Annotated in this window: 25 protein-coding genes; 10 read left to right on the forward strand and 15 right to left on the reverse strand. The window is 68.5% G+C overall.

Going from position 1 to position 22,764, the window contains the following annotated elements; genetic code table 11:
• Positions 1-3: 3 nt before the first annotated feature.
• The 7 genes from ON38_RS12875 to ON38_RS12900 all read right to left on the reverse strand — a co-directional run bounded on the left by ON38_RS12875 (position 4) and on the right by ON38_RS12900 (position 5,123).
• Entirely contained in the window at positions 4-624 is a 621-nt protein-coding gene (locus ON38_RS12875; protein ID WP_039825031.1) for a response regulator transcription factor, read from the reverse strand.
• 65 nt (positions 625-689) lie between these two features.
• Positions 690-1,247, reverse strand: a complete 558-nt coding sequence (locus ON38_RS12880; protein ID WP_039824988.1) for a nuclear transport factor 2 family protein — start codon at positions 1,245-1,247, stop codon at positions 690-692.
• Between the two features lie 16 nt (positions 1,248-1,263).
• The gene (locus ON38_RS36025; RefSeq protein ID WP_157181759.1) at positions 1,264-1,419 is read right to left on the reverse strand and encodes a hypothetical protein; all 156 of its coding nucleotides are present in this window, start codon (positions 1,417-1,419) and stop codon (positions 1,264-1,266) included.
• A gap of 67 nt (positions 1,420-1,486) precedes the next feature.
• Positions 1,487-2,764, reverse strand: a complete 1,278-nt coding sequence (locus ON38_RS12885) for an amidase (RefSeq protein ID WP_039824989.1) — start codon at positions 2,762-2,764, stop codon at positions 1,487-1,489.
• The gene (locus ON38_RS12890; RefSeq protein WP_039824990.1) at positions 2,761-3,030 is read right to left on the reverse strand and encodes a hypothetical protein; all 270 of its coding nucleotides are present in this window, start codon (positions 3,028-3,030) and stop codon (positions 2,761-2,763) included. The genes ON38_RS12885 and ON38_RS12890 overlap by 4 nt, the downstream gene beginning before the upstream one ends.
• A complete protein-coding gene (locus ON38_RS12895) occupies positions 3,006-3,563 on the reverse strand; it encodes a flavin reductase (RefSeq protein WP_039824991.1) in 558 nt (185 codons plus the stop codon). Before ON38_RS12895 ends, ON38_RS12890 begins: the two co-directional genes overlap by 25 nt.
• Before the next feature lie 66 nt (positions 3,564-3,629).
• On the reverse strand, positions 3,630-5,123 hold the full coding sequence (locus tag ON38_RS12900; RefSeq protein ID WP_039824992.1) for a PAS domain-containing sensor histidine kinase: 1,494 nt from the start codon (positions 5,121-5,123) through the stop codon (positions 3,630-3,632).
• Positions 5,124-5,292: 169 nt separating this feature from the next.
• Between ON38_RS12900 and ON38_RS12905 the strand changes: the two genes are divergently transcribed.
• The 8 genes from ON38_RS12905 to ON38_RS12940 all read left to right on the forward strand — a co-directional run bounded on the left by ON38_RS12905 (position 5,293) and on the right by ON38_RS12940 (position 12,330).
• Positions 5,293-6,453: an acyl-CoA dehydrogenase family protein gene (locus tag ON38_RS12905; RefSeq protein ID WP_039824993.1), complete on the forward strand. Its 1,161-nt coding sequence runs from the start codon at positions 5,293-5,295 to the stop codon at positions 6,451-6,453.
• Positions 6,454-6,484: 31 nt separating this feature from the next.
• Positions 6,485-6,850: a hypothetical protein gene (locus ON38_RS12910; protein WP_039824994.1), complete on the forward strand. Its 366-nt coding sequence runs from the start codon at positions 6,485-6,487 to the stop codon at positions 6,848-6,850.
• Positions 6,851-6,871: 21 nt separating this feature from the next.
• Positions 6,872-8,164 (forward strand): aromatic ring-hydroxylating oxygenase subunit alpha, encoded by a 1,293-nt coding sequence (locus tag ON38_RS12915; protein ID WP_039824995.1) that lies wholly within the window; start codon positions 6,872-6,874, stop codon positions 8,162-8,164.
• Positions 8,157-8,669, forward strand: a complete 513-nt coding sequence (locus ON38_RS12920; RefSeq protein WP_039824996.1) for an aromatic-ring-hydroxylating dioxygenase subunit beta — start codon at positions 8,157-8,159, stop codon at positions 8,667-8,669. Before ON38_RS12915 ends, ON38_RS12920 begins: the two co-directional genes overlap by 8 nt.
• The gene (locus tag ON38_RS12925; protein WP_039824997.1) at positions 8,666-9,406 is read left to right on the forward strand and encodes an SDR family NAD(P)-dependent oxidoreductase; all 741 of its coding nucleotides are present in this window, start codon (positions 8,666-8,668) and stop codon (positions 9,404-9,406) included. Before ON38_RS12920 ends, ON38_RS12925 begins: the two co-directional genes overlap by 4 nt.
• 9 nt (positions 9,407-9,415) lie before the next feature.
• Complete coding sequence (locus tag ON38_RS12930; protein ID WP_039824998.1) at positions 9,416-10,372, forward strand: PDR/VanB family oxidoreductase; 957 nt, start codon at positions 9,416-9,418, stop codon at positions 10,370-10,372.
• Positions 10,373-10,486: 114 nt separating this feature from the next.
• Positions 10,487-10,786, forward strand: coding sequence for a DUF485 domain-containing protein (locus tag ON38_RS12935; RefSeq protein ID WP_039824999.1), 300 nt, complete (start codon positions 10,487-10,489; stop codon positions 10,784-10,786).
• Positions 10,783-12,330: a solute symporter family protein gene (locus tag ON38_RS12940; RefSeq protein WP_039825000.1), complete on the forward strand. Its 1,548-nt coding sequence runs from the start codon at positions 10,783-10,785 to the stop codon at positions 12,328-12,330. Before ON38_RS12935 ends, ON38_RS12940 begins: the two co-directional genes overlap by 4 nt.
• A 68-nt stretch (positions 12,331-12,398) precedes the next feature.
• Here the strand turns inward: ON38_RS12940 and ON38_RS12945 are convergent, their stop codons facing one another.
• Genes ON38_RS12945 through ON38_RS12955 form a run of 3 tightly spaced genes read right to left on the reverse strand, consistent with a single transcriptional unit; the run spans position 12,399 to position 16,127 of the window.
• Positions 12,399-13,811 (reverse strand): MFS transporter, encoded by a 1,413-nt coding sequence (locus ON38_RS12945; RefSeq protein WP_039825001.1) that lies wholly within the window; start codon positions 13,809-13,811, stop codon positions 12,399-12,401.
• A gap of 10 nt (positions 13,812-13,821) precedes the next feature.
• The gene (locus ON38_RS12950) at positions 13,822-14,862 is read right to left on the reverse strand and encodes a 3-hydroxybutyryl-CoA dehydrogenase (RefSeq protein WP_039825002.1); all 1,041 of its coding nucleotides are present in this window, start codon (positions 14,860-14,862) and stop codon (positions 13,822-13,824) included.
• Entirely contained in the window at positions 14,859-16,127 is a 1,269-nt protein-coding gene (locus ON38_RS12955) for an NAD/NADP-dependent octopine/nopaline dehydrogenase family protein (RefSeq protein WP_245564023.1), read from the reverse strand. Before ON38_RS12955 ends, ON38_RS12950 begins: the two co-directional genes overlap by 4 nt.
• Between ON38_RS12955 and ON38_RS12960 the strand changes: the two genes are divergently transcribed.
• Both ON38_RS12960 and ON38_RS12965 read left to right on the forward strand, forming a co-directional pair.
• The gene (locus ON38_RS12960) at positions 16,095-17,108 is read left to right on the forward strand and encodes an Lrp/AsnC family transcriptional regulator (protein WP_039825003.1); all 1,014 of its coding nucleotides are present in this window, start codon (positions 16,095-16,097) and stop codon (positions 17,106-17,108) included. The genes ON38_RS12955 and ON38_RS12960 overlap by 33 nt on opposite strands.
• 193 nt (positions 17,109-17,301) lie before the next feature.
• On the forward strand, positions 17,302-17,607 hold the full coding sequence (locus ON38_RS12965; protein ID WP_051164680.1) for a hypothetical protein: 306 nt from the start codon (positions 17,302-17,304) through the stop codon (positions 17,605-17,607).
• Between the two features lie 46 nt (positions 17,608-17,653).
• Here the strand turns inward: ON38_RS12965 and ON38_RS12970 are convergent, their stop codons facing one another.
• The 5 genes from ON38_RS12970 to ON38_RS12990 form a co-directional block, all read right to left on the reverse strand.
• Positions 17,654-18,820, reverse strand: a complete 1,167-nt coding sequence (locus ON38_RS12970) for a Dyp-type peroxidase (protein WP_039825034.1) — start codon at positions 18,818-18,820, stop codon at positions 17,654-17,656.
• A gap of 16 nt (positions 18,821-18,836) precedes the next feature.
• Positions 18,837-19,394, reverse strand: a complete 558-nt coding sequence (locus tag ON38_RS12975) for a copper chaperone PCu(A)C (protein ID WP_083872625.1) — start codon at positions 19,392-19,394, stop codon at positions 18,837-18,839.
• Positions 19,395-19,564: 170 nt separating this feature from the next.
• Complete coding sequence (locus tag ON38_RS34140) at positions 19,565-20,125, reverse strand: hypothetical protein (protein ID WP_051164675.1); 561 nt, start codon at positions 20,123-20,125, stop codon at positions 19,565-19,567.
• A gap of 146 nt (positions 20,126-20,271) precedes the next feature.
• Entirely contained in the window at positions 20,272-21,921 is a 1,650-nt protein-coding gene (locus tag ON38_RS12985; RefSeq protein ID WP_051164676.1) for an MDR family MFS transporter, read from the reverse strand.
• On the reverse strand, positions 21,914-22,471 hold the full coding sequence (locus ON38_RS12990) for a MarR family winged helix-turn-helix transcriptional regulator (protein ID WP_083872629.1): 558 nt from the start codon (positions 22,469-22,471) through the stop codon (positions 21,914-21,916). The genes ON38_RS12985 and ON38_RS12990 overlap by 8 nt, the downstream gene beginning before the upstream one ends.
• Positions 22,472-22,764: the final 293 nt, after the last annotated feature.

Raw genomic sequence — 22,764 nt, forward strand, 5'->3', positions numbered from 1 at the left:
GGGTCAGACCGTGACCCGATAGGCGAGGATGTCGCGGACCAGCGTCCCCAGGCTCTCGGCCCCGGTTTTCGCCTTGATCCGCGCCCGGTGCACATCGACGGTCTTCACGCTGGTCCCCAGCCGGCTGGCGATCTGCTGGCTGGACCTGCCCTCGATGACCAGGTGCAGCACCTCGCGCTCGCGGGGGGTGAGATCCGCCAGCCGCCGCTCGACGTGCAGGCGTTCGGCGCGTTCGGCGAAGGCCCGGTCCGCGGCCAGCAGCTGTTCCTGCACCACCTCGAGCATCCGCTGCGGCTCGTAGGGTTTCTCCAGGAAATCCACCGCCCCGGCGCGTAGCGCGCGCACCGACATCGGGATATCCCCGTGTGCGGAACAGAAGATGACCGGAGCGGGATAGTCGCGCCGGTTGAGCTCCTCCTGTAACTGGAATCCGCTCAGTCCGGGCATCCGGACATCGACGATGACGACCCCGGCCTCGTCCAGATCGGCCTCCTCCAGGAAGGAGGCCGCGGTGGCATAGGTCAGCGCATCGATCCCGATGCTCTGCAGCAGAAACGCGAGCGATTTGCGCAGGTCCTCGTCGTCGTCGACGATATGGACGACGGGGGAGGGTGCACCGCTCATACCCGTCGATTCTACGTGTGAGCAGGCCGGCGGAGTGCCCGGCGAGAATCCGGTGGCCATCTCGATCACGGCCCCATCAGCACCGAACTGCCCGGGAAACTGTCCGCGAAGGCATGCGGCAGCGGGGCCACGAAAACGTTCTCGGTGCGGGTGCGGGTGATCTTCCAGGTGCCGTCGGCGCGGCGGAAGGTGTTGTTGAGCCGGCTCGACCGCAGCAGTCCGGTGCCGTCGGAATACAGCCACGGTTGCATGTGGATCCATTGTCCGGCGGCCGAATCGCCGTCCACCCGGATCTGTTCGGCGGTGAGGTAGTGCGCGTTCAGCACCAGGGCGGGCTCGCGATCCGGAGCCCAGAACCGTTCGAAATGGCCGCGGATGGCCGCGTGCCCGGTGAGCCGGCCGAACTGGTCGTCGTAGTACTCGCCGACGCCCTCCCAGACCGCGTCCTCGGCGTAGAGCTCCATGATGAGGTCGATCCGGTGGGTGTCGTCGGTGACCCCGAACTCGGGGCACGGGGTATCGCACAGGAACATGTAGCGCGCCTGCAGTCGCCGAATATCGGCTTCGGCTTCCAGTGTCTCGATCCGGCGGGTCAACCGCTCGATGGTTTCGCTCTCGGTCATGACGTCCCTTCGGTGATCACAGCACGACGGTGACGGTCTCGGCTTCGGTGTTCCACGGCACAATGGCCGCGACCACGCCGACCGGGTCGACGGTGGTGGAGGTGCCCGCGCCACCACGGGTCCACGACCCCGCGAGATAGAGGTCGGTGGTGAGTTCGGGAAGTGCGGTCACAGGGGTCTCCTCGTGCGGGGATACTCGGCGGGCCGGGCAGTGCCCGGCCGAGAGTGCGGTGCGCCGGTCATGACGTTCGGAGGGGCACGGTGCGGGCCTGGACCCACGCGGCCGTCCGTAGTAGCGCGGCCTCCTCGCATGGGCGTCCGATGACCTGGACGCCGAGCGGCAAGCCGTCCGGCGTGCGCAGGCCGGGGACGGTGGCCACGGGCAACCCGAGCGCCTGCCAGGCGCGGCTGAGTACCGGGTCGCCGGTGGCGGCCAGGCCGGTCGGCGCGGGGCCCGGCGCGGCGGGACCGACAATCGCGTCGTAGCCGGTGAACAGGTCGAGCACTGTCCGCCTGGTCCGCTCGACGATTCCGCGCGCCTCCGCGTAGTCGCGCGGATCCGTGGCGGCGCCGGTCCGCAGCAGTTCGGCGAGCGGGGCACTCAACGCGTCGGCGCGGGCGAGTTCGGTGGTGCGGGTGCGCGCGGCCTCGTAGGCCATGACCACCCGATGCGCGGCGGTGGTCTCGGCGACGGCCTGCTCCGCGGCGAAATCGGTGACGGTGGCGCCGTCCGCGCGCAGCCGTTCCCGCAGAGCCGTGACGGCATCGGTCATCACTGGCTGCACAGCGTCCAGCGGCGCCGCGGTCCAGAAGGCCACCCGTGGGGGCCGCGCGGGTTCGGCCGCCGGGTCGGGCACGCCACGCAGGGCCGCCCACGCGCAGGCCAGATCGCGGACCTCCGCGGCGTAGTAGCCGTGGCTGTCCAGGCTGTGCGCGAGTCCGGTGACACCGGTGGTGGGCAGCAGGCCCCGGGTCAGGACCAGGGCCGCGACCCCGCAGTAGGCGGCGGGCCGGGTCACCGACGCCGCGGTCTGCGAACCGAGTGCCAGCGGCACCTGGCCGGCGGCGACCGCCGCGGCCGAACCGCTCGACGAACCGCCCGGTGTATGGTCCGGTGCTGCCGGGTTACGCGTGGGACCCGGCGCGAAATAGGCGAATTCGGTGGTGACGGTTTTCCCGGCCGGTAGCGCCCCCGCGGCCCGCCACAGCTCGACGATCTCCGCGTCGTGCTCCACCGGTGCGCTGTCCGCGCGCAGCGTCGAACCGCACCGGGTGGGATATCCGGCGACATCGATGATGTCCTTGACCCCGAGCGGAATTCCGCCCAGCGGCCCACTCGGCGCGGCGAATTCGGGGCGGGGACCGCGGGCGACCCATGCGGCGAGCGTGTTCTCGGTGGCGGCGATGCGGTCGGCGGACCGCTCCCATGCCGTCGCGGCGTCGGTGCGCCCGGCGGCCATGTCATCGACCAGATCACGTAACGACCACGGGGCGTACAGGGATTCCGCGGAGGTCATGATTCCACCCACATCGCCTCGGCGGTCCAGTAGTCCATGCCCGCAGCGCTCACCGCATGCCGCCACTCGGTGGTGCGGCGCAGGCCGGGTTCGGCGATCGCGGTGATCCGGTCGGCGGCGTCCGGCCCGTCCTCGGGGACCTGCCAGTGCACCCAGTTGAGCTCGCGACCGTCCGCATCGTGCAGAAACAGGTCGACGTGGCGCCAGCCGTACCCGTGGGTGTCGTTGTAACACATCAGCGTCATGCGGTGGTCCGCCTCGTCCATCCGGTGTTCTCCTGCTCGGGGTGGGATCGATGCTCGGTGCCGATGCTGTGGAAGCGCCGCTGGAAATAGACCAGCGCGCCGGTGTTCTCGCGGACATCGACGCGCTGGACGCTCACCAGGAAGATCGAATGCGAACCCTGGGTGTGGTCGCTGATGATGCGGCCCACCACCCGCGCCGCCGCGGTGCGCAGCATCGGGATGTCCTCGGTGTCGTGGTCCCAGATCGGCCACTCGAATCGTTCGGCCATCGGTACGCCGGTGGCACCGGCGAAGTGTCCGGCGAGTTCCTCGTCGGCCGAACTCAGGATGTTCACGCACAGCCGCTGATTGCGCCGGAAGATCGCGTGGGCGTAGCTGGACTGGTTGACGCACACGATCATCGTGGGCGGTGCGTCGGTCACCGAGCACACAGCGCTGACCGTGATGCCTGCGCGACCACGCGGTCCGTTGGTGGTGACGACGTTCACTGCGGCCGAAAGATTCGACATCGCAGCCCGGAAGTCACGCTGCTCGGCGGTCAATTGCTTGGTCATGGCATCGACGCTACGAGTGATCTACGCCTCGAGGTATCGAGATTTCCTCCGGGTGCGCTGAAGGTTTTACTTATCCGGCCCGGGCCCCGGCAGGACGAAACCGAACACCGATCCGCCGCCGTCCGCGGGCCGGCACCAGATGCTGCCGTGCTGGCGGGTGATGATCCGGTAGCTCAACGCCAGCCCGATTCCACTGCCGTGTGCCTTCGAGGTGAACGAATCCGAGAACGGATCGCGGGGCACCCCGCGGCCGTGATCGCGGACGGTGAAGCATCCGCCCCCGTCGCGCACCGCGGTGGCGAGCACGATGCGCCGGGATCCGGGCGGGCACTGCTCCATCTCGTCGATGGCGTTGAAGCACAGATTGACGATGACCTGCCCGGTGAGCACGCGCTCGCACCGGATTCCGACCGGCTCGCCGGACAGCTCCAGGTCGACCCGGACACCGGTCTCCTGCGCCCGCAACCGGACGAAATACAGGCATTCGGTGACGATATCGTTCAGGTCGGCCACCTGCTCGACCTGCTCGAGATGACCGACGAAGGCGCGCAGCGTGGAGACGATGGTCGCGGCCCGGTCGATCTGTTTGCGCGCCGCGTCCAGACCGAAGGTGACGCGGTGGTCGAGGGCCTCCCCGGCGGGCAGATGTGAGCGGATCCCCGCCACATAGTTGCCGGCGGCGGCGAGCGGCTGGCCCAGTTCGTGGGCGATGGCCATCGCCATATCGCCCATGGCGTTGTAGCGGGCCAGATAGTTCTCCCGCTGCAGTTCCAGCCCGCGTTTCTCCTCGTCACGGATCCGGTCGGAGACATCGTGCACCAGCATCAGGTACGCGGGCACACCGGCTTCGTCCAGCCGTTCCAGGCTGCCGTCGAGCCAGGAGGTGGATCCGTCCGGCCGGCCTATCTCGAGCCGCACCGAGGCCACCGGGTCGGCGTCCGCGGCCACCGCGGCCCAGTCGGTGCGCCGATTGTCGCGATGCAGGTGGGCGTAGCGGGTGAGCTGCGGCCCCACGGGCAGTTCGGTCCCCGGGTCCAGACCGAGGCGGCCGAGCGCGGTATCGGTGGCGAACCGGATCTCGCCGGCTTCGTCGAGCACGAACGCCATGGTGGAAGTGTGGCGGGCCAGAGCGTCCACATAGGTGGTGGTCAGCCGCAGCGCGCGCTCGGTGCGCTGCTCCCGTTCGATATCGCGGAACTGCACCATCACCGCGGGTCCCTGGGCGAGTTCGATCCGGGTGGCCACCGCGTCGGTCGGGATGATCCGCCCCGATTTCGACCGGTAATGCCATTCGATCCGGCTGGTGCCGTGCTCGACGGCATCCTGGAGCCAGGCGCGCCCGATCACCCGGTCGTATTGCTGGGCCGAACTGCTCATATCGTGCGCTTTCAACGGCCGGATCTCGGCGAGATCGAAACCGAGCATCGCGCACGCCGCCGGGTTCGCCCACAGGATGTTCTTGGTCGCGGCGTCGTGCACCAGAACGCATACCTCGGTGGCGTTCATCATCGTGACGAAATCCGAGACGACCAGTTCGGGAGCTCGCGGATCGACCGACATCGCGCCAGCGTAGCTTTTCCCGAACCGCGGGTTCGCCATCGTCCGGGACGATTGAAGGTTTCCCCTACAGGGGTGGTGGTTCACACCCGTCCGGGCGCGGGCTTTACCGATGTTCGTGTGACCGCGATCTCCCTACCGTCGAAGAACAGCCCATCGACGACAGGAGCAGGTGATCGTGACCACCTCGCAAGCCACGGTCCGGTCCGCGACCGGCGCGGCGAATCTCGACGACGTCCTCGCCGAGCTCGCCGTGCGGCGGCAGGAGTTCGGCGAGCAGAAATACGTGCCGCGGGATTTCGTCGCACGGCTCAAGGAGACCGGCGTCTACCGCGCCGCGACACCGCGGCGCTTCGGCGGCGAACCGTTGCCGCCCGCCGAGTTCCTGCGCATCGTCGAACGTATTTCCGTCGTGGACGGGTCCACCGGCTGGGTGGCGAGTTTCGGCTCGGCGCTGGTCTATCTCGCGGCCTTACCGCTGGAGACCCAGGCCGCCCTGTACGCCGACGGACCCGATGTGGTGTTCGCCGGTGGTTTGTTCCCGATCCAGCCGGCGCCGGAGGTCGAGGGCGGCTTCCGGATCGACGGGCGATGGAAGTTCGCCAGCGGATGTATGGGCGCCGATGTTCTCGGTGTCGGCATACCCGGCGACGCGAGCACCGACGGCAAGCCCCGCACCGCGGTGCTACGGCCCGAGCAGGTGGAGATCGTGCAGGACTGGGACGTGGTCGGGATGCGCGGCACCGGCTCGTTCGACCTGGTGGTGCGCGATGTGGTGGTGCCGCGGGAGTGGACCTTCATCCGTGGTGGCGCACCGACCGTGGACGAGCCGCTGTACCGGTACCCGGCCATCGCCTACGCGGCCCAGGTTCTCGCGGTGGTCGGTGCCGGGGTGGCCCGGGCCGCCCTCGACCATGCCGTCGAGACCGGGGCGGGCCGATCGGGTATCACCGGGGCGCCCAAGCTCGCCGACCGCGCCTACTACCGGACCGCGGTCGCGCAGGCCGAAGCCGATCTGCGGTCGGCTCGCGCCTACTTCTACGAGATCACCGAGGAGGTCTGGGAGACGGTGCTGCGCGGCGATCCCGCCACCGCCGAACAGAACGCCCATCTGCGGCTCGCGGCCTCCCATATCGCCGCCACCGCCGCCTCGGTGGTGAACCGGCTGGTGGAGATCTCCGGTACCGCCGCCATCTTCCACGGCCACCCGCTACAGCAGTGGGCCGGCGACGCCCTGGTACCGCAGCAGCACGCCTTCCTGGGGCCGGGCCTGGTCGACGCCGCCGGCGCCGTGCTGATGGGACAGCCACCCACTGTCCCCGGATTCCGCTGACCGACAACCCTTTTCGACGACAGGACCTTCCGTGACCGACAGCCCGTTGCGCGTGCTCTTCTGTATCGGCATCAACCAGAACTTCTTCGACCTTCCGGAGGGCGGTGTCACCGCCGGTGACGTGTGGACCGCCTTCGTCGCCCTGATGGACGGGATCAAAGCCCTCGACGGTATCGATTTCATCGGCGATATCGACGACGACTCGACCATGGTCGGGCCGTCCGCGAGCTGGCCGTGGACCTGCTACCTCCTCGCCGACGCCGACAGCCACGACACCGTGAAGGCGGCCTGCAACCTGGTGCGCACCATCCAGGTCGGCAGCAGCGAGTGGAAGCTCTGGAAATTCCTGAAGATCGAGGCGCGCATCGGCCGCGCGCTCACCCCACGCCAGTACTGACCAACCCCGCCAGGAGGCATCATGACCGCGCACAGCGCAGCGCTCCCGCACCGGGCCCCCGCCGATCTGGTCCGTGAGGATCGGGTCGCGGCCCGGATGTACACCGATCCGGAGATCTTCGAGCAGGAGATGACCCGGATCTTCGAGAGCACCTGGATCTGGGTCGCCCACGAATCCGAACTTCCCAAGCCCGGCAGCTTCAAATCCACCCATGTGGGCCGGCAGCCGGTGATCGTGACCCGTAACCGCAAGGGGCAGCTCACCACTCTGCTCAACCGCTGCCGCCATCGCGGTGCGAGTATCTGCGAGCAGAAGACCGGTGTCGCCAACGGCTTCACCTGTCCCTATCACGCCTGGTCCTACAGCCTGGACGGCCAGCTGCGCGGAATTCCCTACCCCGACGGCTACGAGGGCGTGGTGGAGAAGGGTGATCTGTCGCTGAAGAAGCTGCGCACGGAATCCTACGGCGGCATGGTGTTCGCCACGTTCAACGCCGATATCGAACCGCTCGCCGACTTCCTGGGCGATGCGAAGCTCTGGATCGACCGCTTCATGAAACAGGGCGGCGGCTACCCGATCAAGGTGCTGGGCACCCACCGGTTCGCCTTCCACGGGAACTGGAAGATCCAGCTGGAGAACACCACCGACGGCTACCACTTTCCGATCGTGCACCGCTCGTGGATGGCCTCGGTCGACGCCGAAACCGCCGACATGATGTCGTTCATGACCGATCCGGAAGCGGTCACCCACGACCTCGGCAACGGGCACAGCGTCATGCAGATGGTGCCCGAACACTCCGATCTCGACGCCGACGACGGCAGCGAACCGCTACAGGCCCGTTTCGACGACCTGATCGCCGAGCTGAAAACCACCGGCCTCGACGACGCCGCCATCCGGAAACTCGTGCGCGCCATGCACGGCACCGGGTTCAACCTGAACCTTTTCCCGAACGTTTCCATGTCCGCGGCCTTCTTCCGTGTGCTGCGCCCGATCGCGGTCGACGAGACCACGATCGAACACCTGGCCATCGGCCCCGACGGGCCCGCCGAGATCGTCGACCCGGTCAACCGGGCCCGGCTGCGGGTGCACGAACACTTCCAGGGCCCCTTCGGCTTCGGCACCCCCGACGACGCCGAGGGCTGGGACCGCGTCCAGCGCGGCGCGCAGGCCGACCCCGATATGCCCATCCTGGTCAACCGCGGACTCGCCCGTGAGAAGCCGAGTCCCGAGGGCTGGCCCACCTCCCATGTCACCGACGAGACCGGTATGCGCGCCGCGTATCAGCAGTGGAAGCAGATGATGAGCGATGACTGACACCCGTACCGCGACGGCGGTGTTCACCGACGGCCGGGTCGCGCGGGCGATCGAACTGATCTGGCGCGAGGCCGAACTGCTCGACCGCAAGGAGTATAACGCCTGGCAGGAGCTCTACACCGCCGATGCCCACTACGTGGTGCCGATCGACCGGGGCACCGACGATTTCGACAACACGCTGAACATGATCTACGACGATGCCCGCATGCGCGGCATGCGCGTCGTCCGAATGACCGAGGGTTACGCCATCGCCGCCGTCGACGCCGCGGTAACCGCCCGGACCGTCTCCCGCTTCGTCCCGGAGCATATCGCCGACGACGAGGTACACCTGCGGGCCGCCCAGATCCTCATCGCCTTCAAACGCGGCCGGCACGATATCTGGGCCGGAGACGTCGAATACCGGATCCGGCTCGGTGCGGCACCCGCCGACGACCGGATCGCCCGCAAGGTGATCCGGCTGGTCGACAGCGAGGATGCCGTGCCCGCCGCGGGGTTCCTGCTGTGACCGCGCCGGTCGCCGTCGTCACCGGCGGCGCGGGCGGTCTCGGAGCGCATATCGTGCGCCGGTTGCATGCCGGCGGGCATTCCGTCGCCGTCGCCGATCTGGACGGAACCGCGGCCGCCGCGCTGGCCGCCGAACTCGACGGCGCGGTCGGGGCGCGAGGTTACGCGGTGGACGTCGCGGACAGGGGCTCGCTGGAGCGACTGCTCGCCACCGTCGTCGCCGATTTCGGCGGAGTCCAGGTGCTGGTGAACAATGCCGCGCGCACCCAGGCCCGGCCGCTGCTCGAGATCACCCCCGAGGAACTCGACGGTGTCATGGCCGTAGGCTTCCGCGGCACGTTCCAGGCCTGCCAGCTGTTCGGCGCCCATATGGCCGCGCAAGGGTACGGCCGGATCGTGAACATGGCCTCGCTCGCCGGGCAGAACGGCGGCACCGCGACCGGTGGGCACTACGCCTCCGCCAAAGGCGCGGTCATCTCGCTGACCAAGGTGTTCGCCCGGGAACTGGCCGCGTCCGGGGTCACGGTGAATGCCGTATCGCCGGGGCCGCAGGATTCGCCGGTGGTACACGACATCGTCGGCGTGGACAATCTCGAAACCTTCGCCCGATCCATACCCGTCGGGCGTCTCGGCGATCCGGCGTTCATCGCCGAGATGGTCGCCCTGCTCGCGTCACCGGCCGCCGCGTCGGTCACCGGGGCGTGCTGGGACGCCAACGGCGGTCTCTACATGCGTTAGGAGCACGCCGTGACCGATATCAAAGTGGTGGTCGCCGAGATCGTGGCGGAGACACCGGATATCCGCTCGCTGCGCCTGGTCCGGGAAGACGGGGCCCCGCTGGGGCCCTACCGGGCCGGCGCGCATATCGATGTCACCGGACCGACCGGCCTCCTCCGGCAGTATTCGCTGTGCGGGCCACCCGCGGAGACCGCCTCGCTCACCATCGCGGTGAAGCGCGAACCGGAATCCCGCGGCGGTTCGGCGGCCCTGCACGAGGTGCGCGAAGGCGACATGATCGAGATCGGGCAACCGCGCAATATCCTCACCGTCGCGGCGGACGTCGGCCGGCACGTGCTGATCGCGGCCGGTATCGGGATCACCCCACTGCTGAGCATGGCCTACGAACTGCATTCCACCGGGGCCGAGTTCACGCTGATCTACTTCGGCCGCAGCCGCGCGGAGACCGCCTTCCTGGAGCTTCTCGAGAACCGGGTGGAGTTCGGTGACCGCGTGCACCTGCACCTCGGATGCACCCGCGCCGAACAGCGCGGCGCGCTGACGGCGGTCGCCGCCGGACTCACCCCGGATACCGCGGTGTACACCTGCGGCCCGGCCGGATTCATGGATACGGTCGCCGAGCTGGTGACCCCGATGGTCGGCATCGGCAATGTGCATATCGAACATTTCGAGGCCGCCGCGGCCGATACCTCCGGAGATACCGCGTTCACGGTCGAGCTGGACACCGGGGAGAGTTTCGAAATACCCGCCGATCGGTCGATACTTTCCGTCTTGGAGGAAAACGGTATCGAGGTTTTCAAATCGTGCGAGGAAGGAATCTGTGGTTCCTGCGTCTCGAATATCCTCGAGGGCGAGCCCGACCATCGCGACAACTGTTTGTCCGTCGCGGACAAAGCCGCGGGGGAACAGATGGCGTTGTGTGTCTCCCGGGCGAAGACTCCCAAACTGGTCATCGAATTGATCTGACCTGCCCGGGGCGGATAAAGGAATTCCGTATCCGCACCGGGAATTCTTCCGATGTTCCGCGTCACACCACCGCTTTAGCGTGTAGCAGATCACACAGCCGAAAGTGGATGACTCATGGAACATACTCACTCCGATCCCCCCGCCCCCGTGGGGAATCCCGGTCTCGACGAACTCGCCCGGGAACGCGCCCGCCTGGTGTTCCGGCTCAGCGCGGTGGTCCTCGTCCTGTTCTTCCCCCTGCCCGTGCTCGGCGGTTTCACCTCCGTCCTCGACACGGTGGTGGCGGGCGGCGTGACCGTCGCCTGGCTCTACGCCTTCTTCCAGTTCGCCGTGGCCATTGTGGTGGCCCGCTACTACATGACTCGCGCCGCCGCGCTCGAGGCCCGCGTCGCACGGGAAGGCGCCCGCGCATGAACATCGTCTCCGCCTCGCTGTTCGCGGCCCTGGTCGTGGTGACCCTGGTGATCACCGCCTGGGCCGCCCGGCAGAACAAATCCGCCGCCGACCACTACGTCGCCGGTGGCGCGCTCACCGGCCGGCAGAACGGTGTCGCCATCGCAGGGGATTTCATCTCCGCCGCGTCGTTCCTCGGCGTCACCGGCGCCATCGCGCTCACCGGGTTCAACGGTTTCTACCTGGCGGTGTTCGTTCCCGTCGCGTTCGTCCTGGCGCTACTGCTCATCGCCGAACCGCTGCGCAATCTCGGCCGCTTCACCCTCGCCGACGTGCTGGCCACCCGGTTCCCGGGTAAGGATGTCCGGTCGCTGATGGCGATCAGCACGGTGGTGATCAGCGTGGTCTACCTGGTCTCCCAGCTGGTGGGCGCGGCGTTGCTGGTCTCGCTGCTGTTCGATCTGGACTACGCGGTCGCGGTGCTGATCATCGGCGCGCTCACCACCGCCTACACCCTGGTCGGCGGCATGCTGGCGACCAGCTGGATCCAGATCATCAAGACCGGGCTCCTGCTCGTCTGCGCGGTGGCGCTGTTCGTCCTGGTGCTGGTTCGTTTCGATTTCAACCCGTTCGGGCCGTTCAGCACCGCGCTCGCCGAGTTCGGGCAGCAGTTCGTCGCCCCGCGTCGCCCCGGTGACGCGGCCTCCTTCGATCAGCTGTCGCAGACGGTAGGGCTGGTGCTCGGTGTCCTCGGCCTCCCACATGTGATGATCCGGTTCCTCACCGTCCCGGATGCGCAGCAGGCCCGCACCTCCGCCTACACCTCCATCTGGATCTTCTTCGGTTTCTACCTCATGATCCCGGTGCTCGGGTACGGCGCCGCCGTGCTGGTCGGGCCCGAGGCAATCGCCGCGGAGAACAAGGGCGGTAACCTCGCCGTCGCGCAGCTCGCCGAAACCCTCGGCGGCGGTGTCCTGCTCGCGTTCGTCGCCGCGGTCGCGTTCGTGACCATTCTGGCCGCGCTGTCGGGGCTGGTCATCGCGACCTCCGGCGCCATCGCCCACGACCTGTACGGCCAGGTGCTGCGCAACGGCAAGGTATCGCCCACCGCGCAGCATCGCGCGGCCCGGATAGCCACCGTCGCCACCTGCCTGGTCGGCGTCGCCATCGCGTTCGCCGCGCAACGCCAGAACGTGGCCTTCCTGGCCTCGCTCGGTATGTCCATCGCCGCCTGCGCCAATCTTCCAGCGCTGCTGCTGACCCTGTACTGGCGCCGGATGACGGCTCGGGCCGTGCTCTCGGGGATCGTGACCGGCCTCGTTCTCTCCATCGGGGTGATCGTGCTCAGTCCCGCTGTACAGGGAGCCGACTCGGTGTTGCCGTTCTCCAATCCCGCACTGGCGGTGGCGCCGATCTCCTTCCTGGTCTCCATCCTGGTGGCGCTCGCCACCGCACCGAAGGATGCCGAGGCCGCGGCCGCCGCCACCGTGTTCCGCTCGCTGCGCGTCCGCGCACTGACCGGTCGTGCGGCGGAACCGCCCGCCCGGGAAACCGTGTCCTCCTGACATCGGTTCGTCGATGCCGGCCACATCATGAGGGGTGGCCGGCATCGACGTGTCCGATTCGTGCCCCGCTAGCCGGACTGCTCCAGCGGTTTCGCCTCGGCCGGGAAACCGCCGCGATCTGCCCGGTCACCGGGGCCCGCGTACGCGGCGAGCCGGCTCCGGAACGGTTTCCCGACCGCCAGCGGTGCGGTCTCCTTGCCCTTCAGCAGTGCGAACAGGCTGATAAGCATGAGTGCGGCGGCGTAGAACCCGACCGGGACCACGCTGCCGGTACCGCTCACGATCCGGTTCGCGACCATCGGCGCGATACCGCCGCCGACCACCGCGCCGACCTGGTAGCCGATACCCACCCCGCTGTAGCGCTGGGTCACCGGGAACTGTTCGGCGAACATGGTGAACATCGGCCCGTACACGAACCCGGTCAGGGTGAATCCGATACAGATCACCGCGATACAGGCCAGGAACGAGCCGTGCGCGGTGACCCAGAACAGCACCGGCGCGAAGACCGCGGCCGACGTCATACCGAAGCCGATCACCGCTTTGCGGCCCAGCCGGTCGGACAGATGGCTGCCGAGTACCACCGTCGCCGCATGGCAGGCGAGGGCGGCGGTGATTCCCCAGACCACCTGTGACCGGGAGAATCCCCGGCCCGGATCGGGTTCGGTCAGGAAGGACAGCATGAAGGTGAACAGCAGGAACGCATAGCAGTTCTGGCCGATGTTCACGCCCGCGGCGCGGACCACCCCACGCCAGTCCTGGCGCAGGACCGCCAGGCCACGCGGTGCCGGCCGGTCCGCACCGGCGGTCGCGCCGGCGAAATCCGGTGTCTCGGAGATCCGTGTCCGGGTCCAGATACCGATGATCAGTACGACGCCGCCGACCAGGAACGGAATCCGCCAGCCCCAGGCGATCACCTGGTCCATCGGGAGCAGCAGGACCAGGGCGAAGGCGGTGTTCGCCAGGATCGCGCCGACCGGCGATCCGAGCGTGACGAAACATCCGTAGAGACCCCGGCGGGACGCAGGGGCATGCTCGGCCGCCAGCAGCACCGCTCCGCCGATCTCGCCGCCCCGCGAAATACCGTGCAGCATGCGCAGGAAGATGAGGATCAGCGGGGCGGCGATCCCGATCGCCCGCGAGTCGGGGACCAGGCCCATGACCAGGGTGGCCGATCCCATCAGGATGAACGCGGTGGTGAGCGCCGCGCGCCGGCCGAACCGGTCCCCGTAGTGGCCGAAGATCACCGCGCCGACCGGTGCCATGACGAAGCCGATGGCGAAGGTGGCGAAACCGAGGAAGGTGCCGAACCAGGGATCGTCGGTGTCGAAATACACCTTGTTGAACACCAGCGCCGTGGCGGTGCCGTAGATCGCGAAATCGTAGAACTCGAGGATGGTGCCGACCCCGGACGCGATCGCCAGTTTGATAGGACGCTCACGTGTTTTCGCGGCAGCGAGTTCGGGTGAATTCAAAGCTGTCACAGCCGTCTCCTCATCGGTTCTGCGGCTCGCCGGTGGGGCGTGCCGAGAGAACTCCCGCGGCGGCTCGGCCGTTGTGCCGCGGGAGGTCGTCGTACCTGTGTAGTTGTCCCGTCGCGTCGAGGACCTGCGCGAAGTCTGCGATGCGCTGGGCCCGGTAGTCGTCGCGCGCGGTATCGGCGATGTCGTAGAAGTCGCCGTCGGTGGCGCCGCGGCGGCCGGCGGCCATCTTCTGCTCGACCAGGGACGCGGGCGCGAAACGCTCACCGAGTTCGTCGCGTAGATAGTTGGAGGCGTGGAACAGGGTGTCGCAGCCACCCCAGTCGATGAACTCGAGCAGGCCGAGTACGGCGAATCGCGACCCGAATCCGATCCGGACGGCGCGGTCGATCTCCGCGGCACCGGCCACGCCCTCCTCGACCATCCGGACGGCTTCGTTCATCACCAGCGCCTGCAACCGCGGCACGATATAGCCCGGCGACGCGGCACAGACCACCGGTGTCTTGCCGACCGCCGACAACAGCTCGCAGGTCGCCTCGACCACCGCGGGTGCCGTCGCGGCACCCGGGCTCACCTCCACCAGCGGCATCAGATCGGCGGGGTTGAGCCAGTGGGCGTTGAGCAGCCGCTGCGGCCGCGCGACGAATTCGGCGAGGCGGCTCACGAGGAAACTCGAGGTGGTCGAGGCGATCGGCGTATCGCGGCCGGCCGCGGATTCTATCCACGACAAGGCCGTTCGCTTGACCTCGAGGACCTCCGGCACCGCTTCGAAGACAAGGCCGGCTGCCGCCATGGCATCGGGCGCGGCGTCCCGGCCGACCAGCCGGATCCGGTCGAGCACCGCGGGTAGATCGGCTTCGGCCAGCAGCCCGAGCCGCACCTTCCGTTCCAGCGACAACCGTATCTCGGCCTGGGCCGCCGCGAGATAGGCCTCGGTGGCGGCGCCACGATCCCGGAGGTCGACGACGGTCACCTCGACCTTCCCGAAACCGAGGGCCGCCGCGATCCCCTGGCCCATACGGCCCGCGCCGGCCACCGCGACCGTGGCCGTCACCGGGAGAAGCCTTCCTGGAGAAGCTGTTTCATTCCGGCGCTGTCCAGCTCGCCGAGCCCCAGGGTGGCCAGTGTCCGGCCACCGCTGTCGGGCGAGCGGCCGGTGATCGCCCCGGCGATCGCGAGCAGGCCGCTCGCCACCGGCATCGGCACCCCGGCCCAGCGTCCGACCGAGGTGAGCAGGGCGAGCCCGATCTCGACATCCTCGGTCATGTATCGGTGGGTGTGCAGGTCGATGTGCTCGCGCCAGTCGCCGCTGTCGGTCAGCTTCTCGTGCGCGGCGTTGCCGTACATCCATTCGTCGCCGTCCGGTGTGTAGTGGTCCGCGAGCGGGAAATGCGGCGCGCCGTACCCGAGCGCGGTGCGCAAGGCGATGCGTTCGGCGTCGAGGACGGTGGTGACGCGGCGGATGGCATCCTGGGTGCCCTCGTTGTGGATATCCCAGGCCGGGAAATGCTGCAGCGGACCGGCGTTCATGAGGATCAGCGGTGGATGGATGATCGGTCCCGCGTTCATCAACGCCCCGCTCAGCGCGTCCTCGACGGGTTCGACCGGATAGATCTCCGCCAGCACCGCCAAGGCCCGCTCGCTGTCGTGGGCGGGCAGGACTCCGGTGGGCAGGCGGGTGGCGTAGCCGCTCACCACGACCCGGCAGTCACCGTGCCTGCGCGCGAGATAGGGGAGTGTTCCGGTTTCCGCGAAGGCGACCTCGGCCGGGTTACCGACGGCGGCCATAGCCCGCGCGAAGATCACCGAACCGAAGCTGCCCGGCGGTAGGTACACCACCTGCCCGTCGGTCAGATGCGGCGCTATTCGTCCGGCGAGATCGGGATGGGAGAACGCGGGAATCGGCACGATGACGATTTCCGCGCCGGCGACGGCACGGCCGAGATCGGCTTCGACGGTGATTCCGCCCGGCGAACCCACCGGCACGCCGCGCTGTCCGCGGTGGTCGTCGACCCGGATCTCGCCCGCCTCGAGCAGCGGTGCGAAAGCATTGTGATCACGCCGCCACCAGACGACCTCATGTCCTTTCCCGCTCATATCGGCCACTGCCGCATATGAGCCGTGTCCGCCGCCGATAACCGTGATCTTCATTCCGATATCCTCCTCGCTCGCCGGCCGGGTGAAATACCGCCGAGATGTGAAATCGAACGTTAAAGATGCGAGCGCCGACTTTTCGGGGCATGTTCGGAAATACAGATCGAAGCCCATCCGGTGAAGGATTCTCACATGCCAGACGACATCGATTTCCGGATCGTTCACGCCCTGCAGTCCGCGCCGCGCGCACCGTGGGGCGCCATCGGCGATGTCGCGGGCGTCAGCGCGCCGACCGCCGCACGGCGCTGGGAACGGCTGGTGGACAGCGGTCTGGCATGGATAGTCACCTACCCGGGCCCGGCGTATCTCAATACACGCTGCGCGGCTTTCGTGGAGGTCGAGGCGGCCGAGCGCTTGCCGGACCTGATGCGGGAACTCTCCCTGGACGGGATGGTCGCGACGATTCAGCGAACCGCCGGAGACGGGGACCTGCTCGTCACCGTGATGACCTTCGATCTCGACACCCTCGGCGACTGGGTGCAGCAGCTGGCGGCGTCCCCCATGGTCGCCCGCACGCGCACCCGGGTGGTGATGCAGGTGTTCGGGGAGAGTGAACGCTGGCGGGTGCGAGCGCTCGATATCGGCGAGGAGTCGACCTTGTCCCGGTACCGTCCGCCCCCGCGTCCACTGGTCCATCAGCCCGACGCGGAGGATTTGGCATTGATCGCCGCGCTCGCCGCCGACGGCCGCCGGTCGGCGGTCGAACTCGCCGAGGTCTGCGGGATCAGCGCCCCGGCCGTCCGGCGCCGGCTGACCTACCTCGTCGCCGAGCGCATCCTCTCCATCCGCTGCGAGGTCGCCCACGTACTCAGCGGCTGGCCGGTGACCGCCAATATCTGGGCGCGTGCCACCCCGCGCACCCTCAGCGTGCTCGTCGACGCGCTCGATTCGTTCCCGCAGATCCGGGTGTGCTGTGAGGTCACCGGAACCGCGAACGTACTGATGACCGTGTGGTTGCGGCAGATCAGCGAGTTGTCGCGGCTGGAGCACGATCTCGAATCGCGAGTACCCGGCCTCGTGATCGCGGATCGCAGTATCACCCTCGAAACGCCCAAGCGGCTGGGCTCGCTACTCGACCGCGCGGGCCGCTGCACCGGTTTCCATCCGCTGGAGCTGTTGACCACCTGCCGCCCGACAACAGCATGACGCCGTGCCGGGGCCACCGTCGGTACCCTGCCGGTGCTCGGCGCATCCGGCCGACGATTGTCCCGAAGGCCGGGGTGTCAGCCTCGACCGACTGGGTCCGGATGCCCCACCGGCACAGTGTTTGGCAGGATCTCGGAACGTGAACGTGTCAGAAATTGTCTACAACGTCGTAGTCGCCACCCATCTGCTCGGTATGGCAGCGGTGGTCGGCGGGTATGCCGCCGGTCGGCCCACCGTGAACGCGGTGATGGTCTGGGGCGCCCGGGCGCAGATCATCACCGGCATGGTGCTGGTCGGGATGGCGGAATCGCTGACCTCTCTGGACAAAGACCTGAACATGGTGAAGATCGGGGTGAAGCTCGTGATCTCCGTGCTGGTGGCCGCCTTCGCCGAGATGGGCCGGGCCGATGCCAAGCGCGGCAAGGATCCCGCGTGGATGCCGGATGCGGCGGGTGGCCTGGCGATCGTGAATGTGCTGATCGCCGTGCTCTGGACCTGATCCGCGCGGCCGTTGCCGGTGCCCGGCACCGGCAACGGCCGCCCGGTCACGATTCGAACAGTGTCTGGCCGATGTACTCGTCGGCGCCGCGGGCTCCGGGCGGCACGGCGAAAACCGCCGAGCCGATCGGAGTGGTCCAGACGTTCAGCGCGTCGAATTCGGCCAGTCGCCGCTGGACCGGCAGGAACTGGGCCGACACGTCGCGCTGGTAGGCGGTGAAGAGCAGGCCCGAGTTGGAGATCGCGCCCGGCGCCGGCGCGTCGTCGTAGTTGTAGGCGCGCCGGAGGAACCGCTCACCGTCGTGCCGGTGATGGGCGCGCGCGATATGCGACGACGGTGGAATCACCGTGATCCCGTTCGCGTCCACCGCGGTGAAATCCGGGTCGTCGAATTCGTCCGTCCCGGTCAGTGGTGCGCCGTTGCCGAGCGTGCGGCCGACGGTGAGCTCCCGGGCAGAGGGGTCGATCTCGTCCCAGGTGTCCAGCGTCATCGCTATCCGGCGCAGCACCACCGAGGTGCCTCCGGCAAGCCAGGGTTGAGCGGTTCCGTCGTCCCACACCAACCGGTCGAAATCGGCACCGGCCGCGATATTGGCGGTGCCGTCGACCTGGCCCATCAGATTCCTCGGCGTAGCGCCCGGCGGCCCGTCCCGGAAGCCGTGTTGCACCCAGCGCACCGACATCAGCGAGCGCACGCTCCGGCACAGCACCCGCACCGCGTGCGATACCGCCGTCGACTCCTCGGCGCACACCTGTAACAGCAGGTCCCCGCCGCAGTACGCGGGGTCGAGCCGGTCGACGGGGAACGGCGGTAACGGCGCCAGCCAGGGCGGGCGCCGCGCCTCGAGCCCACAGCGTTCGAATACCCGGGCGCCCAGGCCGATCGTGACGGTGAGCCGCGCGGGACGCGATGCCAGTTCCGGTTCGGTATCGGCGAGTGCGGGCCGGCCCTGCGTGAGGCGGGCGGCGTCCCCGGTCCAGATCCGCAGGGCGCCCACGATATCGTCGCGTGCGGTCCCGGGGCGCAGATCCATGGCCACGAATGCGGCCCGGGCCGGAGGCGGGGTCGCGATCCCGGCCTGGTGGACGCCGTGGAAGGGTTCGGTCGCCGGGGCCCCGGCACCTGACTCGCGCGCACCGGCGAATATCGCCGCGCCCACGCCGAGCCCCACCGCACCGGCGGCACCGCCGCCGATGAAGCGGCGGCGGGCCATCGCGGGCCGGACCTGTTCAGTCACTGTGCGCGGGCGGTTGGGCCCCGCCGTCGGGCCGGTAGTCCTCCTGGTTGCCGGAGAAGTCACGCACCTGCGCGGTGAACGTGGTGGTGGATCCGTCCGAGAAGGTCAGCGTGACCGGAGCGTCGGTTCCGGTGCGCAGGGCCCCGCGCAGCTCGATGAACATGATGTGGTCCCCGCCCGGTGCCAGGCTCAATTCGCCGCGCGCCGGAATGACGAAGCCACCGGCCTTGGGCCGCATGAACGGTGTTCCGCTGCTGTCGGTGGCGACTTCGTGCAATTCGACAGTGGCGGAAACCGGGCTGTTCGCCGCGACGACGGTGACCTCCCGGTCGCCGGCATTGTGCAGTTCGCCGAAGGCGGCCGACATACCGCTGTCGGCGGCCTTGGCCCATTGATCACTGATCGTCACCGACTCCGCGGCGGTGCTCGGAGCGTCGCTCGCGGAGGAGCAGCCGAGGAGCAGTAGTGGCGCCGCGCTCGCCGCGGCGAGCGCGGACAGGACGCGCAGGGGTGAGACGTCCGCACGGGACGCCGGAGGACGAAGTGGCATGGATCTACTCCGATCGAGGTATGTGGATGTGCCGACACGGCCGACGGCCGGTAGCGGTGGCGCTCGCCGGGCGCGCACCGGTGGCACCCGGCGCCGGCCCGGTGGGCAGCGCGCGGTGCGGTGCGGTGTGTACGGCCTTGTCGGCGCGTGGGTGTCCGCGCACGGGGCCTTCAGACAGGCCGGTGTGCCGCGGACCGGGAGAACCGGATGGGCAGCGGTGGTGGCCCGCGGGTCCCGGATCCCGAGGACAGCAGCGGATGCCGGGCCGCCCGGCGATTCGACTCCGGAACACCCACGGCGCGTGGGAACAGCAATCCGGGGACGGTGGGGTCGCGCAGCGCTTTCGTCAGTCGCGAGATCGCGTAGCGGACGGCGCGTTCCGCGCTGTGGATGAGTACGGCGCCGATCGGAATCGCCAGCAGGTGCGCCACCAGCATGGGCGCGCTCGGTCCCGCGCTGTGCTGGTGCCCCGGGCCCGCGGTGAGCGCGCTGTGCCCGATCGTCTGGCCCAGCGCCAGTAGTGGCAGCAACGACACCGGCCCACGTTCCGGACGCAGAGTGAACGCCAGTGCCCCGGCGAGCGCGCACCCGGCGAGCAGCAGGGCGGTCGACGAACATCCGGGAGTGACCGTGCCGCCACCGGCCGCGTGGGCGGCGATACTCACCGATCCGGACGCGGCACCCACGAACGCGCCGCGCAGGTGCGCGGGAGTCGGTCCGGAGGCTGGCACGTGACGATACTACGCCCGGTCGTAGATTTACGGCCAGGTGCTCGGTCAGGAGAATCGCAGGGCCCGTGCGGAATCCGGCCGCACGGCACATAGGAAGACCCCGGGTATCGCAGTGATACCCGGGGTCCGGCGGGAGTGCTATCCGCTCAGCGCTGCAGTGCGGGTTCCCGGCGGGTGAGTCCGCCGGATGCCGCGTCGCCGGTCCGGTCCGGTCCGTCTCCGTCCCCGGAGCCCACCGGATCGAGCCCGGGATCGATATCGATCGTGCGGCGCAGCGGGCGGTTCGGCAACAGCGTGGTCGCCAGGAGCGCGACCACCGCGGCGATCGCGGCGATCAGGAAGATCCGGCCGGTCGCGTCGCCGTAGGATGCGCGCACGACGGCGGCGATGGGTGCGGGCAGGCCGTCCAGATCCAGATTGCTGCCGCCACCACCCGTGGAAGTCTGGATACCCAGCCGGGCGAACCCCTGGGCCGACAGTTCGCCGACGCGGGTCGCCAGCACCGAACCCAGCACCGAGACCCCGATGGCCCCACCGAAGGTGCGGAAGAAGGCGACGTTGCTCGAGGCCGCGCCGATATCGTGCACACTCACCGTGTTCTGGACGGCCAGCACCAGGTTCTGCATCATCATGCCGACGCCCAGGCCCACCACCGCGATGAACACGCTGACCAGCCACAGGTCGGTTTCGTGATCGAGCGAGGAGAGCAGGGCGAATCCGAACACCAGCAGGGTGGCGCCGCCGACGACGAATCCCTTCCACTTGCCGAACCGGGTGATCAGCCGGCCCGACACCACAGAGGCGACGAGCATGCCCGCGACCATCGGGATGGTCAGGACGCCGGCGATCGTCGGCGAATAACCGCGCGAGGTCTGGAAGTACTGGCCGAGGAAGGTGGTCGCGCCGAACATGCCGATACCCACCGCGACGGATGCGATGATCGCCAGGCCGGTGGTGCGCTCGGTGACGATCCGCAGCGGCACGATCGGTGACTTCGCGCGTGCCTCCACCCAGACGGTCGCCGCGAGCAGTGCCACACCCGCTACCACGTACAGCAGCGATTCCCGGGAGAACCACTCGTAATAGCCGGCCTTCCCCGCGAAGGAGACCCAGATCAGCAGAATCGAGACACCGGCGGTCATCAGCAGGGCGCCGAGCCAGTCGATGGACACATCGTCCTTGCGCTCGGTGGGCAGCCGCAGTGTGCGCTGGAGCAGGAACAATGCGACCACAGCGAGGGGTACGGAGACGAAGAAGCACCAGCGCCAGCCGAGCGGGCTGTCGACGATGACGCCGCCGAGGATGGGTCCGCCCGACATGGACACCGCCATTACCGCGCCCATATAGCCGGAATATCGGCCACGTTCGCGCGGCGCGACGATACTGCCGATGATGGCGACGACGAGCGCGGTCAGACCGCCCATCCCGATGCCCTGAACCACGCGGGCGGCCAGCAGCAGCGTCACATCGTGGGCGAGGCCGGCGAGCACCGAACCCGCCACGAAGACGACGATGGCCGTCTGGACCAGGATCTTCTTGTTGAAGAGGTCGGCGAGCTTGCCCCAGATGGGGGTGGACGCCGCGTTGGCCAGCAGCGCGGTGGTGATCACCCAGGCGTACGCGGTCTGCGATGCCTGCAGATCGCCGATGATCGTGGGCAGTGCGGTCGCCACGATCGTGGTACTGAGCAGCGCGGTGAACAGTGCGGCCAATAGCCCGGTGAGCGATTCGAGAATCTCACGGTGGCTCATCGCGTAGGGGTCTCGCCGCGTCACCGCCTCGACTGGACTAGACATCTATTTGCTGACTCTCTTTCGATTTCGGCTCGTGTTCTCCGGTGACGCTGCGCTGCGTATCCGCGGACGATGAGCTGTGCGGATGTTTCTGGTTGTCGGTCGCGGCGTGGCGACCGTCCCGGGCGATGAGTCGGCTCCGGAGTGTGTGCAGGATCTGGTGGGCGTGTTCGGCGTCGTCCACGCTCCAGTCGGCCAGAACCTCCTGCAGGCCCCGGACCCGTGAATCACGGATCCGGGCGAGGAGTTCGTGGCCGGCGGGTGAGACCTCGACGCGGATGGCGCGCCCGTCGCTGGGATCGGTATTGCGCAGGACATAACCGTCGGCGACCAGTTCGGTGATGTGGCGGCTCATGGCCGAGGCGCTGATACCTATCTGCGTGGCCAGGTCCACCTGCCGGCACGGACCGGACGTTTCCAGGTTGACCAGGACGCTGATCCCACCCGGCAGCAGCCGGCCCTCTTCGGGCTGTGCGAGGGACCGGCGGAGCGCTCGACTGATGAGGAACAGTTCGTCGAGGATGCCCTGGGCGGTGTCGGGGGGTACTCCCATGCGTGCTCCGTACTGGATTAGTTGCTTGCGCTAATCAACTATAAGTTTGTTGCTTGCGCTAATCAACAAATGTGAAGTGTGGGTGTGCCCACAACCGGGGGGCGGATGACGACAATGCGCCGCCGAAGTTCCGCGCGGTCCATGCCGCGGGCCGCCGCCGTTCCCCGCGCCCCACGGCTATCCTGCGGTGCGATCGCAGGCCGATGGTCCTTGTCCCGAGTGTTCACGACTATCCGTATCCCGGAGAGTCGCCCGAACCGCGGCGCGGGTGTACCTACAGGTCACCGACTCGA

This window comes from Nocardia testacea NBRC 100365 (genome assembly GCF_000308775.1).
GTDB lineage: Bacteria > Actinomycetota > Actinomycetes > Mycobacteriales > Mycobacteriaceae > Nocardia > Nocardia testacea.

Excerpts from the sequence above, each read along its gene's own strand:
- ON38_RS12875 (WP_039825031.1), bottom strand. The coding sequence starts at position 624 with ATGAGCGGTGCACCCTCCCCCGTCGTCCATATCGTCGACGACGACGAG.
- ON38_RS12880 (WP_039824988.1), bottom strand. The coding sequence starts at position 1,247 with ATGACCGAGAGCGAAACCATCGAGCGGTTGACCCGCCGGATCGAGACA.
- ON38_RS12885 (WP_039824989.1), bottom strand. The coding sequence starts at position 2,764 with ATGACCTCCGCGGAATCCCTGTACGCCCCGTGGTCGTTACGTGATCTG.
- ON38_RS12890 (WP_039824990.1), bottom strand. The coding sequence starts at position 3,030 with ATGGACGAGGCGGACCACCGCATGACGCTGATGTGTTACAACGACACC.
- ON38_RS12895 (WP_039824991.1), bottom strand. The coding sequence starts at position 3,563 with ATGACCAAGCAATTGACCGCCGAGCAGCGTGACTTCCGGGCTGCGATG.
- ON38_RS12900 (WP_039824992.1), bottom strand. The coding sequence starts at position 5,123 with ATGTCGGTCGATCCGCGAGCTCCCGAACTGGTCGTCTCGGATTTCGTC.
- ON38_RS12915 (WP_039824995.1), top strand. The coding sequence starts at position 6,872 with ATGACCGCGCACAGCGCAGCGCTCCCGCACCGGGCCCCCGCCGATCTG.
- ON38_RS12920 (WP_039824996.1), top strand. The coding sequence starts at position 8,157 with ATGACTGACACCCGTACCGCGACGGCGGTGTTCACCGACGGCCGGGTC.
- ON38_RS12935 (WP_039824999.1), top strand. The coding sequence starts at position 10,487 with ATGGAACATACTCACTCCGATCCCCCCGCCCCCGTGGGGAATCCCGGT.
- ON38_RS12940 (WP_039825000.1), top strand. The coding sequence starts at position 10,783 with ATGAACATCGTCTCCGCCTCGCTGTTCGCGGCCCTGGTCGTGGTGACC.
- ON38_RS12960 (WP_039825003.1), top strand. The coding sequence starts at position 16,095 with ATGCCAGACGACATCGATTTCCGGATCGTTCACGCCCTGCAGTCCGCG.
- ON38_RS12965 (WP_051164680.1), top strand. The coding sequence starts at position 17,302 with ATGGCAGCGGTGGTCGGCGGGTATGCCGCCGGTCGGCCCACCGTGAAC.
- ON38_RS12970 (WP_039825034.1), bottom strand. The coding sequence starts at position 18,820 with ATGGCCCGCCGCCGCTTCATCGGCGGCGGTGCCGCCGGTGCGGTGGGG.
- ON38_RS12975 (WP_083872625.1), bottom strand. The coding sequence starts at position 19,394 with ATGCCACTTCGTCCTCCGGCGTCCCGTGCGGACGTCTCACCCCTGCGC.
- ON38_RS12985 (WP_051164676.1), bottom strand. The coding sequence starts at position 21,921 with ATGTCTAGTCCAGTCGAGGCGGTGACGCGGCGAGACCCCTACGCGATG.
- ON38_RS12990 (WP_083872629.1), bottom strand. The coding sequence starts at position 22,471 with ATGGGAGTACCCCCCGACACCGCCCAGGGCATCCTCGACGAACTGTTC.